Genomic DNA, 15,314 nt, shown 5'->3' on the forward strand with positions numbered 1-15,314 from the left:
CTGCATGAGAGTGATTGTGTAGCGAGTTGATGAAAACAGAATTTGCCTGGCGGCCATAGCGCGGTGGTCCCACCTGATCCCATGCCGAACTCAGAAGTGAAACGCCGTAGCGCCGATGGTAGTGTGGGGTCTCCCCATGCGAGAGTAGGACACTGCCAGGCATCAAATCAAGCCGAGACCCCATGCCAAAAGCGTGGGGTTTTTGCTATGTGTGGAATATGAAAAGAGAAAGCCTTCTGCTATGCAGAGGGCTTTTTTACGTTTGTACTTAAAGCAAAATACAATATTAAGTGTTATTTGACGAGAAATAGGCCGTATAAACGGTTATTCAGCTGATTTCGCACTAGTTAACCGCTTGATAGAGGCTATAACCGGTAGCTGCTCCAGCAACATCCCAAGCGAAATCTTTCCAACTCCAGCCAGTACCCCCTTGGCGGCTATCATACAACTCTTTACCCGCGCCTATCCCTATTGAGAACAGTAACCCGAAATGACGACTTTTCGTATCTGACCAATTTTGATGTTCACCATAGGCCGTTCCTGCGGCGGCTAACGCCGCAGAAACAAAGAAATGTTGTGCTTTGTCTTTCCCTGTCCAGTTGTCATTGGCCATGTGGGTGCATGCAGAGCTGATAAAAAGGAGCGGGAGGATAATTAAAGGGCGAAGATAAGGTGAGCACTTCATGCTGTCTCTCCTCTGACTTGAAACAAAAAACCCGGTAGAGAACCGGGCTTTATGTTTAGATTTACAGAATACGGCTAATGAGCCGATCGATACGAATGCGGCGTAGACGACGGATCAATTTACGAACCTTGACGGGATATTGTTGAATATTCTCTAGTTCAAGGTAATGCGAAACCACTTTGGTATGCGTGCGGATACATTCTAGCTCTTTCGCCCGCTGCTCATGCATCTCATGCTTAGGATCATGGATCAAAATCGCATTTTCCAAATCAAGACGCCACGCTCGCGGATTCAGATTATTACCCGTAATCAGTTGCCAGTTATTATCAACCCACATACCTTTCAGATGGTAAGTGTTATCGCCATCTTTCCATAAGCGAACAATCAGTTGACCATTATCGACAAAGCGCTGTAAGCGGCTAAGGAAGCGGCGCAAATTGATTTCGTATAAGTACGGCAACGCGCCAATAATCTTAAATGGCTGATCTTCAGGAATATAAAAATCATTTGCTGTTTTATCGCCAACAATAATCTCGACCTGTTTACCTTCACGCAGCAGATAAATGATATTACGTACCAAAAGCGCGGGCAGATTAAAGTAGGGCGTGCAAATCGTGAGGCGTTCGTCAGCGGAAGCCATTAAGTGATGAATGGTTTTGTTGAGTTGGCTCTTTTTACCTAACCCAACTAATGGAGTGACGGCCAATTCATCATTACCTGCTTGTGCTGAGAATTGATAACCGACGTCGCGCAGTGACGAGCGGAACTGCCGAGTCTCATTTTTGATCTCAGGATTAGTTGGCCTATCAGTACGATCTAGACGTTGAACCGCACCAGCACTCAGTACCCGCTGTTTCACATAATCAACCATGATTTTGGCTAATGATGAGTTTGTGATTAATTGATAGCGGTCATAACGGTATTTATCATTTTGATGGAGATAGACATCATTAATGCTGGCGCCACTGTAAATTACGGTGTCATCAATGATAAAACCTTTAAGATGCAATACACCAAGGGCTTCACGGGTATTCACAGGAACACCATAAACCGGGACACACACATCCGGATGCTTGCTGGCCATCTCACAATACCAATCAGCATTGGTATTGACTGCTGCGGCTCCAATGCGGCCACGCTGGGCACGATGCCAGTCGACCAACACACAAATTTCCAGTTCAGGATGCCGCTGCTTGGCCTGATAGAGTGCGTTCATCACATCGTGGCCTGCATCATCCTGCTCAAGGTAAAGCGCCACCAGATAAATACGTTTGGTCGCTTGGCCTATTAATTCCAGCAGAGTAGAGCGGAAAACCTTGGGGCAATAAAGCGTTTGGACATCATCAACTGGCTGGGGGAGTTTGGGCAGTTGTGCAAGGTGTTGTTGATGTTTGCTACGTTTGAATTTTGACAACATCACAGTGCGCTTCTTCTCTTGTTATTTGATGGCAGAACCGCCATATCCAAAAAAACACTAATCCATAGAATCGGGCGATAATACCACTACTTCTTCGGATTGTGCGCAAGTTTTGCCTGCCATAGACCGAATCGCTAATCTATGTGGTCTATGTCACTTTGATTGATGTAATTGAAATCAAAGTGCCAGTTCCAGATTAACGATTCCATCTTCCATCTGTACATCAATGCTAAAGCCGAGTTTTTTCGCCAAACCTATCATGCCGCGGTTATTGGGCATGGTAACAGCGGTCAACCGTGTTAAGCCGTGGCTGCGCGTATAGTGAATCATCTTCTCTAGCAACTCTCGGCCCAATCCCAACCCTTTTAGGTCTGAACGCACTAATACTGCAAATTCTGCGTCGATATTGTCAGGATCCGATAGCGCGCGCGTAACACCAATGATTTCCGGGCCGGTCGTGCTTTGGCGCACTGCAACAAAGGCCATTTCCCGATCATAGTCAATTTGCGTCATATTCGCCAAATCATCATGGCTGAATTCGTTGATTTCACTGAAGTAGCGATAATAGAGATCTTCTTTAGTGACTTGATCAATAAACAGTTTCAGTAGCGGTTCATCTTCCGGCAAGATGGGGCGGAACAAGCAATGAGAGCCATCTTTCAGCACCACATTCTGCTCTAGTTCGTGTGGGTAAGGCCGAATAGCCAGCCGGGCCTGTGGGTCACCGGTGACGGGGGCCAACTGCATTGAGACATCCAGCAACGTAAACTCACTACCGGATGCAAGTACGGGGTGAATGTCTAAGCGTGAAATTTCAGGGCAATCTAGAATCAGGTTAGAAACCTGCACCAGCAGGCGGCTTAGGCCAGGAATGTCCAACGGTTGTAGTGAGCCACGACTGCGAATTTTTCCGCCTTTGACTGCCTGTATTATCAGGTAACGAGCCAGCGCCATATTCAGGGGGGGCAAAGCAACGGCCGCTTGGGTTTCATGGTGCCACTCAATACCGCCTTCCCCCAGCATGATCAGGGGGCCAAAGATAGCATCTTGCTCAACGGCAATCCGTAGCTCCTGCGCTCCGGCCCGATTTGCCATGCTTTGCACCAGTAAACCGTGGATGCGGGCTTGCGGGTAAGTTCGTTTTACGCGATCAAGGATATCATCTGCGGCTCGCTGCACTTCAATCGCGGTGCGCAGATACAGCATAACGCCCTGAACTTCCGATTTATGTGGGATATCAGGTGAGCGCAATTTGATGGCGACCGGGTAACCAAGGCGCTCTGCAATATGTACTGCTTCAACACTGTCACTGGCAATCCAGGTCGGTAACATGCGCAGCCCATAGGCTTCAAGGATGGGTTGCACTTCATGGGTATCAAGCTGGGTTGTTCCTTCTGCCAGCGCCTGACGAATTAGCTGATGCACATGGGCAGTATTTGCTGTAAGGCCCACAGGCAGTGCCGGGGTTTCTTTTAGTTGTTTTTGGTTACGACGATATTCCACCATGTGCATAAAGGCCGTAATCGCGCCTTCTGGTGTGCGATAGGTCGGGATCCCGGCTTCTGTGAATAAGCGGCGAGCATCTTGAGATGAATATTCACCGCACCAGTTAGTCAGCAGAGTGATACGTTTGCCGCGTGGATGCTGGCGGATAGCAGAAATCAATAACTCTGCAGTTTTGCTACCCGGTGCGGCGGCACTAGGGGAGTGGATCAGCAGCAGAGCATCGTAATCGGTGCTGTCCAATAGTGGTTTAACCGCTGCCAGATAGCGCTCAGCACTGGCATCATCCCGCAGGTCTATTGGGTTACGTAAGGAAACAAAAGTCGGTAGTGCCGCACTCAGGGCGGATTGGGTGGTATCAGACAAGGTTGCCAGTTTGCCATTACGGCTAATCAGTTCATCTAAGGCCATAGCCGCAGGAGCCGCACCATTGCTAACAATCAGTAACCGCTCCCCGCGTAATGGATGCATATGGCTCAATGTTTCGACGGCGGAGAACAGTTCATGAGTATCTTGAACACGCAGCAAACCAGCGCGCTGAATAGCGGCGTCATAGGCGGCATCCAAACCTTGCTGGCCATTGAGCAATTGCTGGGCGCGTTGGCTGCGGCCGCTTTTGATAACCAGAATCGGCTTATTGCGTGAAGCACTACGTGATGCCGATAAGAAGCGGCGGGCATCACTGATATGCTCGATATACAGCATAATGGCGCTGGTTTTACCGTCACGGGCTAAGAAGTCGAGTAAATCGTCGACATCAATGTCGAGGCTTTCACCCAACGCAATAAAATAAGAGAAACCAACCTCACGCTGCTGTGCCCAGTCCAAAATAGTGTTTGCTACCGCCGCAGACTGGGAGATAAACGCCAGACGGCCTTTTTTGATTGGTACCGGAGAGAAACTGGCATTCAGTCCTTGCCACGGAGCCAGCAAACCCAAACTATTAGGGCCAAGCAGGCGCATGTGATGGCGTTGCGCACAGGCTTTCAGATCCGAGAATTGCTCGGTTGCCGCCGACAAAATAATCACCGCTTTACAGCCACGTGTACCTAAATCTTCCAGTAGGGACAGATTACGATGATCGTTAGTACATAAAATGGCCAGATCGGGCGTGATGGGGAGGCTGGCAATATTCGCGTAAGCCAGTACCCCGCAAACTGCTTTGTGGGTCGGGGTGACCGGTAAAATAGGGCCGTTAAATCCGCCATCAAGCAAATTGCGCATCATCAGGAAACCCGCACGATCAGGTTTTTCAGAAGCGCCAATAACCGCGATAGACTTCGGGCGTAGTAGTGCTTCTAATCCGCGTTGGCTCATAGGGTATTCCTTAAAGGAAAAACAGCTGGCCTAATTTTATGCGATTTCTTCGATACTTGCTGTGACTCGGCCCACTGGATGATGAGGTTTTCCGGCTAAATATTGCTGGCGAAAATAATGAAAGTGCGCCGTCAATCCATCTGCCGCTTGAATATCACCTGCTTGCTGGAGCAGAGCAGCGGCGACCTCTACGGTACAGTGTTGTTCCGGGCGTGGTGATTCTCGTAGCAAATAATCTGAGGTATTACTGACGTTCAGTGATAGCACAGGTAAACCGGCAAGGTACGGGCTTTTACGGAACATTTTTTTTGCCTCATTCCAGGTTCCGTCCAGCAGAATGAATAATGGCGGTTTATCGCTGATGGGTAATTGATTGAGAACCACCCGCTCGGGTTCAGCATATTTTTCAGGGAAAACTACATAAGGCTGGCGCTGAGGGTCACGAATCGCGGCTAGCAACTCAGGATCAACTTCCGTTCGCGCCCACATAAAGGCTTGAGTGTTCGGCAATATATCGGCAATCAGGCGGCCCGTATTACTGGGTTTAAGTGGTTCAGTATCAAACATCACCAGACAAAACCGACTGTTGGCTTGTTGCGGTTTAATGGTATCACACAAACAAAAACGTTCAGTTAGCAGGCAACCTTGGCAACGAATGGCACGACAACCTCGGGCGCGGTAGGGGCGAGTGGATAATGCCAGCCGCTGGTGACGCAGGCGCAATACCGCATTTCCCGTCGTTATATTTACGGGCAATGAATGTGCGTTGGTCAATGTTTCTGTCACGGCGGCTCCTGAAGAAATAGCGCTATTCTAATGAACCTAGGGTCTGAATTATAGAAAAAGTCACGCCCCGACAGAAAACTGCCAGGGCGTAGATGTGATGGGGATTTTCCCTCATCACCAGTAAATGGGGTAAACTTATTGAGCGAGCTTTTATCAGGCTGATGGCTCTACTGCTAATTGTTCATCTAACCAATTATCAAAAGGTGCTTTTGGCACTGCGCCGTTAAGCATGTCGACCATTTTGCCGTTGCGATACAGCATAATAGTGGGAATGCTGCGGATACGAAAACGGGTGCTAAGTGTGGGTTCCGCTTCTGTATTGACTTTAACGAAGCGAATTTTTCCCGCACGTTCTGCGGCGACATCTTCAAAAATCGGGGCGAAGCTGCGGCAAGGGCCACACCAAGGTGCCCAGAAGTCGATGACGATAGGTAGGTCATCTTGCAGCAGTTTATCCAGCGTTTCGGCGGTGGCGTTAATCACTTCGCCATCAAATAAAGAGTGGCCACAGCGCCCACATTTAGCGCCGTCATCAATACGTTCTTCCGGCAGGCGGTTGGTCGCCATACAAGCTGTACATACCGTATTCATAGATTAGCCTTTATTGTGTATCTCAGTAGATAAGAGAAACCAAACAGTCAAAGTGAGCTGAATTGTTTCGTTGTTGTTATCTATTATGGGTATAAATGAGGCCAGTGCCAAAAAGGTTTATTCGATGAATACGATAGTTGGTAGCTTTTAGCGCTTGCTTATGGCTAACCGGGCAGACATCAGGTAATCTTCGCGCCCTGCGCGTTGGTGGAGAAGACAATGAACGATTCATTTAGTGGCAAGAACGGCAAAGTTAAAGTGATGTACGTCCGCAGTGACGAAAGCAGCGACGACCGTAATAATAACCGCGGTAACAAACAACGTCCGGCGGGTAAAGGTCGTCCGGGTGATAATGCCGGCCGGGGCAGCTCACAGCGGAATAATGACTCACGTCGTAATGATTCCGGCCGTAATGAACGCGATCGTCCTAGCCGTCCGGCACGCTCTGACAGCAGTGGCCCTTACGATTCACCGTGGAAAACCGTGTCTCGTGCGCCTTCTGAGGAGCCAGAGTTTGATCACGGCGGCATCAGTGGCAAGAGCCATGTAGATCCTGCGCAATTGCGTCGTCAGCGAGCTGAAGAAACACGTGTTTATGGCGAGAATGCCTGTAAAGCGCTGTTTGAAAGTCGCCCTGATGCTATTGTGCGCGCCTGGTTTGTACAGTCAGTTACTCCTCGTTTCCGTGAAGCACTGAAATGGATGGCGGCTAACCGCAAGGCTTACCATGTGGTTGAAGAAGACGAGCTGGCGAAAGCATCGGGTACAGAGCACCACGGTGGCGTGTGTTTCTTAATTAAAAAACGCCAAGGTTTGGATGCAGAAACCTATTTGCAACAGCAAACTCAGGCAAAAGATTGCGTGCTGGCATTGGAAGATGTGGGTAACCCACATAATCTAGGCGGTATTATGCGTACCTGCGCGCACTTCGGTATTAATGGCGTGTTGTTGCAAGACCCGGCGATGCTGGAGTCTGGTGCCGCAGTGCGTACAGCAGAAGGTGGTGCAGAGCATATCAAGGCAATCAATGCCGACGATTTCCTCTCGGTGCTGGATACCTTCCGTAAAGCGGGTTACACCATCGTGACGACCTCAAGCCATAAAGGTGTCAGTCTGGCGAAAGCGGAACTGCCAGCTAAAATGGTGCTGGTGTTGGGTCAAGAGAGCGACGGCCTCACCGACAGCGCTTGGCAGCAGGGAGATATGAGCGTGTCTATCGGCGGTACTGGGCGAGTTGAAAGTTTGAACGTGTCGGTTGCGACGGGGATTTTGCTGTCAGAATGGTGGCGTCAAAATAGCGCCCAATAATACCCTGCGTCCTTGACGTTGCAGGGTTGTTAGCTGCGTTCATGCACTCGAGCTTGATCGGGATGCATTTATCTGCAACGTGAATGATTTTGGGTATGCTCAGTATAAAAACGGGCGCTGATGATCAGTCAGCGCCTGTTTTTTTATGTTAAATCTTGATTGATTTAGTGCGCACCACCGCCACTGCCACCGGAGGTGAATGGGGGTTTGGCGAACCAGACTAATGCCAGCAATAGCAGGAATACGCCTGCCGAGAGCCAGAAAATTTCATTAGCCGAGATAATTAGCCCCTGATTAGTTATCTCTCGCGCCAGATAAGCCGAGGCTTGTTGCTCGCTCATCCCCAGTTTTTCCAAATCCTGATACATCTGTGTCGCATTCGGGTTGAATGGGTTAACAAACTCCGTCAATTGCGAATGATGCATCGATTCTCTTTGCGTCCACAATGTGGTGGTGATTGACGTACCAATCGACCCCGCCAGTGTTCGCAGGAAGTTAGATAAGCTGGATGCCGCCGCCATTCGCTCTGGCGGTAAACCCGACAACGTAATTGCAGTCAGTGGCATAAAGAAGCAAGCAATGGCAAAACCTTGCACAAACTGCGGCCACGCCGAGGCACCAAAATCCATCCCCGGTTCGAATGTATATGCTCGCCAGTAGAAACAAACCGCATACATAATGAAGCTGAATGTGACTAACTGTCGCATATCAATTCGATGAGAGAAGCGACCAATGATTGGCGACAGCAATACCGGCAATATCCCAACGGGAGCCGACGCCAGACCAGCCCAAGTGGCGGTATAGCCATATACCTCCTGTAGTAACTGAGGTAGCAAAACGATCGCGCCAAAGTACAACATATAGGCCAGGCTGATACACAAACAACCAATGGTAAAGTTTCTCGACTTGAATAATGACAAATCGATCACCGGATGATCGTCGGTTAACTCCCACACGATCAGGAAGGAAATCGCAATCACGGCTACGATTGTCAGGACGATAATTTCGGTGGAGTTAAACCAATCCAGTTCCTTACCTTGGTCGAGCATGATTTGCAAAGCGCCGATACCGACGACCAACAGAACCAACCCCACAGTATCGATCGGTCTGATTTCGGTTTTGGTCTCTCGCCCTTTCAGCGTGCTGCCTGCAATTAAAACAACCACTATCCCGATCGGGATGTTAATAAAGAAGATCCAGCCCCAGTGATAGTTGTCACTGATATAACCGCCGAGAATTGGCCCAAAGATCGGGGCGACAACGATAGTCATCGACCACAATGCCAGGGCCATACTTCGCTTCGCGGGTGGGTAGTTGTTCAGTAGTAAACTTTGTGACAATGGGATCAATGGCCCGGCGACCAACCCTTGAATCACTCGGAAAAAGATAAGCATTCCCAAGCTGTTTGAAATGCCGCACAGCCATGAGGCCAGTGCAAATAAACCGATTGCCCACAAGAATAATCTGACTTCACCGACCCGTTTTGCTAGCCAGCCAGTGATAGGGATGGAAATCGCATTTGCTACACCAAACGAGGTAATGACCCACGTGCCCTGCGAGTTGGACGAGCCAAGATCACCGGCAATCGTTGGAATAGCCACGTTCGCAATGGTGGAATCCAGCACTTGCATGAAAGTCGCTAATGAGAGCGCGACCGTCATCCAGGCGAGCTGGGCACCTTCAAGCGGTTTTTGTGCCACAGTGGCCTCCGGCGCGCTTAACCTGCATTGGCATGAACATTAACCTGCGTTCGCATGAACAATGTCGCTAATCATTTGATTAACTGGCGCTAAATCCAGCGACAACGCGTCAGTGACAAATGCCGGATCTTTACGTACGTTTTGTGCTAACACCAGACCTTCGGTATTGGCGGTATCCACTCTTACCGTGGTGGACAGGCCAATACGTAGCGGATGATCTGCCAGTTGTTTTGGTTCAAGTGCGATACGCACAGGCAGACGCTGAACAACTTTAATCCAGTTACCCGTTGCGTTCTGGGCAGGAAGCAGTGAGAAGGCGCTGCCAGTCCCCATATCCAAACCGACAACTGTTCCCTGATAGACTACGTCATCGCCATAGAAGTCCGTCACCACAGTGGCGGGTTGACCAATCCGCATATTGGCGAGCTGTGTTTCTTTAAAGTTGGCATCGATCCACATCTCATTTGCTGGGATAACGGCCATCAATGGGGCGCCATTGGCAATTTCAGCACCCACTTGCACGCTGCGGCGTGAAACAAACCCGGTGATTGGGCTAACCACTTTCGTGCGTTGCAATGCTAACCAAGCATCACGCAGTTTGGCGGCGGCTTGCTCGACAGCTGGCTGTTTTTCCAGCGGTGTATTGAGAACCAGCGCCTGATTGGCATTGTACTGTGCAATCGCCACATCCAGTGATGCTGCCGCAGCTTCCGCGGCATCGCGGGCATGTTGCAGTTCTTCGCGACCAATGGCATCAACTGAACCCAGAACTACGCGGCGCTTCAAATCGCTTTGGGCTTTATTCAGTTCAGTTTTTTTCAGAGCAATATTGGCTTGATACTGTTTGCTATTAATCATGAGCTGGTGGGTTTGGCGCACGCTGTTAGCCAACGCGGTTTTTGCCTGCTCATAGGTTTGTTCTGCATCGGTAGGATCCAGAGCTAGCAGCACATCGCCACTTTTCACAAAGTCAGTATTTTCAAAATTGACACTGACTACACTGCCGGGCACCTGAGACATAATTTGTACCTGGTTGCCTGACACATAGGCATTATCCGTCTCTTGGTGATGGCGCAGTACCAAGAACCAATAAATCAGGTAGGCCACCCCAACGATGATAAAAATAACCGTCAGCAACAACAGCACGCGCTTGCGTTGCTGCTTTTTGTTCTGCGGTTGTGGCGGGGTTTGAGTTTCCGCGTTTGCACTCATGGTCTTCTCCAAACTCTCTATTATTTTATATTGTTTTATTCTGTGAACCGTCACTGACAGGGGCCTGATAGCCACCACCGAGTGAACGGATCAAACCAATCTTGGCCTGCAATAAATTGTTGCTGGCACTGAGTTCTGATTGCTGCTGTTGTAGATATTGCGACTGGCTAGTCAACAGTTCATCTCGTCCAATAACCCCTGCCTTATAACGTGCGTCGGCGACGTTATATACCTTCAGCATGGACTGCGACGCAGATGCGGCCTGTTGGAGTTGGAGCTGACTGCTTTGTTGGATGGTGATGGCATCCGCTGTTTCTTGCACAGCATTGAGGATGGTTTGGTTGTAGGATTCAACCGCTTCATCATACAGTGCCGATTCTTCGCCTAACTGACTGCGCAAGGCACCAGCGTGGAAAATAGGCAATGAAATTGCGGGAGCAAAGTTCCATGCCTGGCTGGCGGCTTCTAGCAAATTGGGGTTTGTGCCTTGAAAATTAGTGGTCGAGAACCCTGCAAATCCAGTAATGGATAAACTTGGATAAAACTCCTTACGTGCTGCTTTAACTCGCTGGTCATAAGATTCAACCAATTGACGTTGAGCGGTAATGTCTGGGCGCTGACCGAGTAAATCGGTGGTCAGCTCACCTTTCGGTGCCAAATGCGTGATATCTGGCAGAGAAACCGGATGCAGATTTTGCGTACCACTTGGGCCTTGGCCAGTCAGTGCGGCTAACTGATGCTTTAGCTGTTCACCTTGTGATTGCAGTTGGGTCATTTGCTGCTTGGCGGTGTCTGCCTGCACTTGTGTTTGTTGCGGAATTTCAACGCCATAAATGCCCGCCTGATATTGCTTACTACGCAACTCAGCCAGACGCTCATTATTATCGACTTCCTGCTGCAACACTTTTTGCAGGGCAAAATTGCTCTGTAGCTGGTAATACACTGATGCCACTGAACTGGTCAGTGTCAGTGCCGCTTGCTGCTGTTCGGCACGGGCAGCATTTACCTGCGCATTGGCGGCATTGACTCGGTTGCGGTATTTACCCCACCAATCAAATTCATAACTGAGATTCAGGCCAAGTGTATTAGCGGTTTCATACAGTGGCTTACTCGGGTAAGCCTGTAAGAATGGTTGCAGCGTATTTTGTGCGATTTTTTCCCGCGTACTGCTGGCGGCTAAATCCAGATTAGGGCCATTGGCTGCATCAGCCTGACCCACAATACTTTGTGCCTCCCGAACCCGCGCTGCAGCTTGTTTGAGTGACGGTGAGGTTTGTAAACTTTGTGACATCAAAGCATCAAGTTGGGGATCTTCCAGTACCCGCCACCACTGAGGACTTAACGCCAACGAACTGACTTTGGGTTGCGCCAATTGCAGTTGTTGGTTATTCAGCATTTGAGACTGAGGAGCAATATTATCGCTTGAGGCACAGCCCGCCAGTAAAAAAACGGCGAACAGGGGCGTGAGTCTCCAGCTATGTGGGGATGACATAGTTATTTACCTGGACAGATATTGTGTGGAATTACTGTTCCGGTATTTCCATTTGGTCCAAACGTGTCAGTAACTTACGCGTCAGCGTTTCAAGCTGTTGCTGTTCGTCGGCGTCAAGTGTTGACCAAAGAAAATGCAGACACTTATGTTGTGGGGGCAGCAGCTGATTTAAAAATTCCACGCCCGCTTCGGTGAGATGCAAATGCAAACAACGGCGGTCGTTTTGGCTTTCGCGGCGCTCAATCCAGCCTTTCTTTTCCAGCTCGTCAGCAATGCGCGTGGCATTGGTACGTGAAGAACCCAATGCTGCACTCAATTCTGACGGTTGGATACTGTGGCTTTCCTGCGCATCCAGCGTAATTAATGCCATAAACAGGGTCTCGTTAATCCCTTGTGCTTTTAGCATTTTGTTGCGATTTTCTAGCAGTTTACTGTGCATATGCATACACAAACGCGTCAGTAGAATTTCCTGATAAGGGAAATCTTTCTGGCGTTTTGCACGAAAATTAAGCATTTGTTCTATGGGACTAAACGAACTTTCCATTATAAGGAGCCTCATTAATTTCAAATGGTACAGTAACGATAGTGACTAATAATGTAAACGGTATAATTAAGGAAAAATTTAGCAATTAGTGTTATTCAGTCACTGTGTGTAAGTAATTAGTATCATTAATTGTAAGGATATTGTGTTTTAGCTCACAATTCATGCAAATTGTTACGCCAAAAGCATCAGTAGCTTGAATGTTAGACCGTAGCTAAGTGCGCCAAGTAAAGTGGCGAAAATAATACTGTTGGTTTTATAAAAGCATCCACAAATAACTAAGAAACCAATAAGTGTTGGGATTAATTTCTGGGGGTTATGCATGATCTCTGGCGTACTGGATACGACCAGTAAGGCACATATCGAGGCGATGCCGATGCTGTCTAGCAACAGTGAAATTTTTCCTCGTTGCAGACCGGCTTGCTGACGTGCTGGTCCAAGGCGCAGCGGTAAATAACGAAACAGGTAATTTACCGTTCCCACAACTAAGCCAATTATCAGGACATCCATATTCATGGTGTTTGCTCCTGTTTATTGTTCTCGTTCTGTTCTGTCACCACCTCTGGGGCGGGTTGAAGTAGTGCGGCCAAACATCCACCACCAATACCCGCCAAAATGGCGACTGGAATGGAGAATAATAATACGCCGAGTAATGCACCTGTCAGTGATGCCATCACTGTTAGGCTGTATTGACGTTTAAAAGAGGCTAATAGGAAACTCAAAAACAGGGCTGGCAGCATAAAGGAGAGTGAGGCTTCAATTGCAGGATAGTTTTCCAGCGGACCATTGCCGAACATGGCCCCGATGGCTGTGCCTGCCACCCAAGACAGCCAAGAGGTGAACGCGATGCCGAGCATCCAGTTCTCACTCCAACGGCGCTGGTCTTTCATGAGTTTGGTGGTCGCGGCAGCAAATACTTCATCGGTCAAACCGAAAGCCCATAAAGCCGTTTTTTTACCCGATAATCGGGTCAGAATGCGGTGCTTAAGTGCGGGACCATACAAAATATGGCGGATGTCCATGGCCATTACGGTTAAGGCGGAAACCCACAATGACATTCCGGCACTGAGCAGGGCGGTAATAACAAATTGGCTGGCACCAGCATAAATAATACAAGAGAAGAAAATCGCTTCCCACGGCGAAAAGCCAAGTTTTACCGAACTCAAACCAAAGGCAAAAGCGACAGGCAGATAGCCAATAACAATGGGCAAGCTATCAGTTATGCCCTCGATAAATGTTGCGGCTGGCTGTGTCGTTGGCGGGGAGTCGGTGGTTTGGCTATGCATAGGGTCAGCTATTAATTAAGTTTCAGGGAAAAATAATACGTTAGATAACACTAACAGAGTAGTAATTGTCTTAATACCCTAGAACCCAAATTTCTATCTACGTTGATTAGTAGTTAGCTAATTAACAACCAGAGGTAATATCTCGCTTTATAGCGAATAGCCCAGCCTCTGATAAGAGGCTGGGTATAACCGACATCACTCAACAGGCTGGTTTGCTGGTGGGTCAAAACGTTTACCGGCCAGCCAAGTCGTTATGTTCAAAATGCACAACACTAAACCGGCGATAGCCACACCATACCAACCCGCATGTTGATAGGCGGCGGCTGAAATTAATGAGCCCAGTGCGCCACCAATAAAGTAGGTGGTCATATAGCCTGCGGTTAACCGGTTTCTGGCTTCCGGCATCATGCGGTAGATAACGCTCTGGTTAGTGACATGAACCCCTTGAACAGCCAAGTCCAACACGACTATCCCAATAATTAGCGCAAGAATGGAGTACTGCCCCAATGCGATGGGTATCCATGAGAGCAGCAACAATACCAAGCCGACACTGGTGGTTACACGCGCTTTTCCTTTATCCGCCAACTGACCTGCTTTGGTGGCCATTAATGCACCGGCCGCCCCGACCAAACCAAATAGTCCGATAGCGGCTTCTGAATAACCATAGGGTGGTGAGGCCAGCAGAAAGGCCATTGATGTCCACAAGACACTGAAGTTGGCGAAAGATAGCGCACCCAGTAAGGCCCGAGTGCGTAATACAGGGGTACGGATAAATAAAGAAAATATCGAGCTGAGTAGCTGGCCGTAATTCAGACCGGTATGTTGTTTATAGCGAGGTAGGTAGCGCCACAGCGTCAGTGCCATAAAAATCATCAATACGCTAGCAACCCAATAGATCGTGCGCCATCCGCCAACAGAGGCCAATGCACCCGCTACAGTTCGTGCCAGTAAAATCCCCAGCAACAGGCCACTCATAATAATGCCGACAACTTTACCGCGTTTTTCTGGTGCGGCGAGCGTCGCTGCCAGTGGCACTAATAATTGTGCTACGACGGAAAAGAGGCCGGTGAGTGCTGTGCCGACAATCATCATGGTGAGGTTTTGCGACAAGGCGGTGATTAGCATTCCGCCTGCGGCCAGCAAGGTCATGCTGACGATCAGCCCACGGCGCTCGAACATATCTCCCAGTGGTACCAAGAACATCAACCCCACCGCGTAACCCAACTGGGCTGCTGTGACGATAAAACCGGCCTGATTGACCGAAAGATTAAACGCTTGCGCGATAGTTTCTAGTAGGGGCTGGGCATAATAGTTGCTAGCAACCGCCAATCCGGTGGCGACGGACATCAAGACAATTAATGCTGGGCTTAAACCGGCGGTTTCGGTTTTTTGTGTCATGGGGGATTATTCTGAATTGAAAAGAGTGACAGTATTAGATAAATGGCAGTGATAAACCAATGGATAATTTTTTATTTC

General features: G+C 48.9%; 13 protein-coding genes and 1 rRNA gene. 2 read left to right on the forward strand and 12 right to left on the reverse strand.

Features of this window, described 5'->3' with window-relative positions; all coding sequences use genetic code 11:
* The first annotated feature begins 45 nt into the window (after positions 1 to 45).
* A 5S ribosomal RNA gene (gene rrf / locus HUZ92_RS10220) occupies positions 46 to 161 on the forward strand.
* Positions 162 to 343: 182 nt separating this feature from the next.
* Here the strand turns inward: rrf and HUZ92_RS10225 are convergent.
* From HUZ92_RS10225 to trxC, 5 genes are all read right to left on the reverse strand, one after another.
* Positions 344 to 685, reverse strand: a complete 342-nt coding sequence (locus HUZ92_RS10225; protein ID WP_050101674.1) for a YfiM family lipoprotein — start codon at positions 683 to 685, stop codon at positions 344 to 346.
* Positions 686 to 746: 61 nt separating this feature from the next.
* Entirely contained in the window at positions 747 to 2,099 is a 1,353-nt protein-coding gene (pssA, locus tag HUZ92_RS10230; protein WP_404705054.1) for a CDP-diacylglycerol--serine O-phosphatidyltransferase, read from the reverse strand.
* 180 nt (positions 2,100 to 2,279) lie between these two features.
* On the reverse strand, positions 2,280 to 4,922 hold the full coding sequence (locus HUZ92_RS10235; RefSeq protein WP_050101672.1) for a bifunctional acetate--CoA ligase family protein/GNAT family N-acetyltransferase: 2,643 nt from the start codon (positions 4,920 to 4,922) through the stop codon (positions 2,280 to 2,282).
* Between the two features lie 36 nt (positions 4,923 to 4,958).
* The gene (locus HUZ92_RS10240; RefSeq protein ID WP_050101671.1) at positions 4,959 to 5,708 is read right to left on the reverse strand and encodes a tRNA-uridine aminocarboxypropyltransferase; all 750 of its coding nucleotides are present in this window, start codon (positions 5,706 to 5,708) and stop codon (positions 4,959 to 4,961) included.
* Between the two features lie 153 nt (positions 5,709 to 5,861).
* Positions 5,862 to 6,299 carry a thioredoxin TrxC gene (gene trxC / locus HUZ92_RS10245; protein WP_050101670.1) on the reverse strand — a complete coding sequence of 146 codons (438 nt, stop codon included), beginning with the start codon at positions 6,297 to 6,299 and terminating at the stop codon, positions 5,862 to 5,864.
* A gap of 219 nt (positions 6,300 to 6,518) precedes the next feature.
* On the opposite strand from trxC, the gene HUZ92_RS10250 reads away from it, so the two are divergent.
* Positions 6,519 to 7,607 (forward strand): tRNA/rRNA methyltransferase, encoded by a 1,089-nt coding sequence (locus HUZ92_RS10250; RefSeq protein ID WP_050101669.1) that lies wholly within the window; start codon positions 6,519 to 6,521, stop codon positions 7,605 to 7,607.
* Between the two features lie 164 nt (positions 7,608 to 7,771).
* Here the strand turns inward: HUZ92_RS10250 and emrB are convergent, their stop codons facing one another.
* From emrB to HUZ92_RS10285, 7 genes are all read right to left on the reverse strand, one after another.
* A complete protein-coding gene (gene emrB / locus HUZ92_RS10255; RefSeq protein ID WP_050296062.1) occupies positions 7,772 to 9,307 on the reverse strand; it encodes a multidrug efflux MFS transporter permease subunit EmrB in 1,536 nt (511 codons plus the stop codon).
* Positions 9,308 to 9,346: 39 nt separating this feature from the next.
* Entirely contained in the window at positions 9,347 to 10,519 is a 1,173-nt protein-coding gene (emrA, locus tag HUZ92_RS10260; RefSeq protein ID WP_050101667.1) for a multidrug efflux MFS transporter periplasmic adaptor subunit EmrA, read from the reverse strand.
* A gap of 25 nt (positions 10,520 to 10,544) precedes the next feature.
* Complete coding sequence (locus HUZ92_RS10265) at positions 10,545 to 12,011, reverse strand: efflux transporter outer membrane subunit (protein WP_050139970.1); 1,467 nt, start codon at positions 12,009 to 12,011, stop codon at positions 10,545 to 10,547.
* A gap of 31 nt (positions 12,012 to 12,042) precedes the next feature.
* Positions 12,043 to 12,555 carry a transcriptional repressor MprA gene (mprA, locus tag HUZ92_RS10270; protein WP_050101665.1) on the reverse strand — a complete coding sequence of 171 codons (513 nt, stop codon included), beginning with the start codon at positions 12,553 to 12,555 and terminating at the stop codon, positions 12,043 to 12,045.
* A gap of 171 nt (positions 12,556 to 12,726) precedes the next feature.
* Positions 12,727 to 13,068, reverse strand: a complete 342-nt coding sequence (gene ygaH / locus HUZ92_RS10275) for an L-valine transporter subunit YgaH (protein WP_050101664.1) — start codon at positions 13,066 to 13,068, stop codon at positions 12,727 to 12,729.
* Positions 13,065 to 13,838 carry an AzlC family ABC transporter permease gene (locus tag HUZ92_RS10280; RefSeq protein ID WP_050101663.1) on the reverse strand — a complete coding sequence of 258 codons (774 nt, stop codon included), beginning with the start codon at positions 13,836 to 13,838 and terminating at the stop codon, positions 13,065 to 13,067. The genes ygaH and HUZ92_RS10280 overlap by 4 nt, the downstream gene beginning before the upstream one ends.
* A gap of 195 nt (positions 13,839 to 14,033) precedes the next feature.
* Positions 14,034 to 15,236, reverse strand: a complete 1,203-nt coding sequence (locus HUZ92_RS10285; RefSeq protein WP_050101662.1) for an MFS transporter — start codon at positions 15,234 to 15,236, stop codon at positions 14,034 to 14,036.
* Positions 15,237 to 15,314: the final 78 nt, after the last annotated feature.

It is taken from the genome of Yersinia vastinensis, assembly GCF_902726565.1.
Lineage (GTDB): Bacteria > Pseudomonadota > Gammaproteobacteria > Enterobacterales > Enterobacteriaceae > Yersinia > Yersinia vastinensis.

What these genes read in the sequence shown, in the direction of transcription:
- mprA (WP_050101665.1), bottom strand. Translation starts at nt 12,555, where the DNA reads ATGGAAAGTTCGTTTAGTCCCATAGAACAAATGCTTAATTTTCGTGCA.
- trxC (WP_050101670.1), bottom strand. Translation starts at nt 6,299, where the DNA reads ATGAATACGGTATGTACAGCTTGTATGGCGACCAACCGCCTGCCGGAA.
- HUZ92_RS10235 (WP_050101672.1), bottom strand. Translation starts at nt 4,922, where the DNA reads ATGAGCCAACGCGGATTAGAAGCACTACTACGCCCGAAGTCTATCGCG.
- HUZ92_RS10280 (WP_050101663.1), bottom strand. Translation starts at nt 13,838, where the DNA reads ATGCATAGCCAAACCACCGACTCCCCGCCAACGACACAGCCAGCCGCA.
- HUZ92_RS10250 (WP_050101669.1), top strand. Translation starts at nt 6,519, where the DNA reads ATGAACGATTCATTTAGTGGCAAGAACGGCAAAGTTAAAGTGATGTAC.
- HUZ92_RS10285 (WP_050101662.1), bottom strand. Translation starts at nt 15,236, where the DNA reads ATGACACAAAAAACCGAAACCGCCGGTTTAAGCCCAGCATTAATTGTC.
- HUZ92_RS10225 (WP_050101674.1), bottom strand. Translation starts at nt 685, where the DNA reads ATGAAGTGCTCACCTTATCTTCGCCCTTTAATTATCCTCCCGCTCCTT.
- ygaH (WP_050101664.1), bottom strand. Translation starts at nt 13,068, where the DNA reads ATGAATATGGATGTCCTGATAATTGGCTTAGTTGTGGGAACGGTAAAT.
- HUZ92_RS10265 (WP_050139970.1), bottom strand. Translation starts at nt 12,011, where the DNA reads ATGTCATCCCCACATAGCTGGAGACTCACGCCCCTGTTCGCCGTTTTT.
- emrA (WP_050101667.1), bottom strand. Translation starts at nt 10,519, where the DNA reads ATGAGTGCAAACGCGGAAACTCAAACCCCGCCACAACCGCAGAACAAA.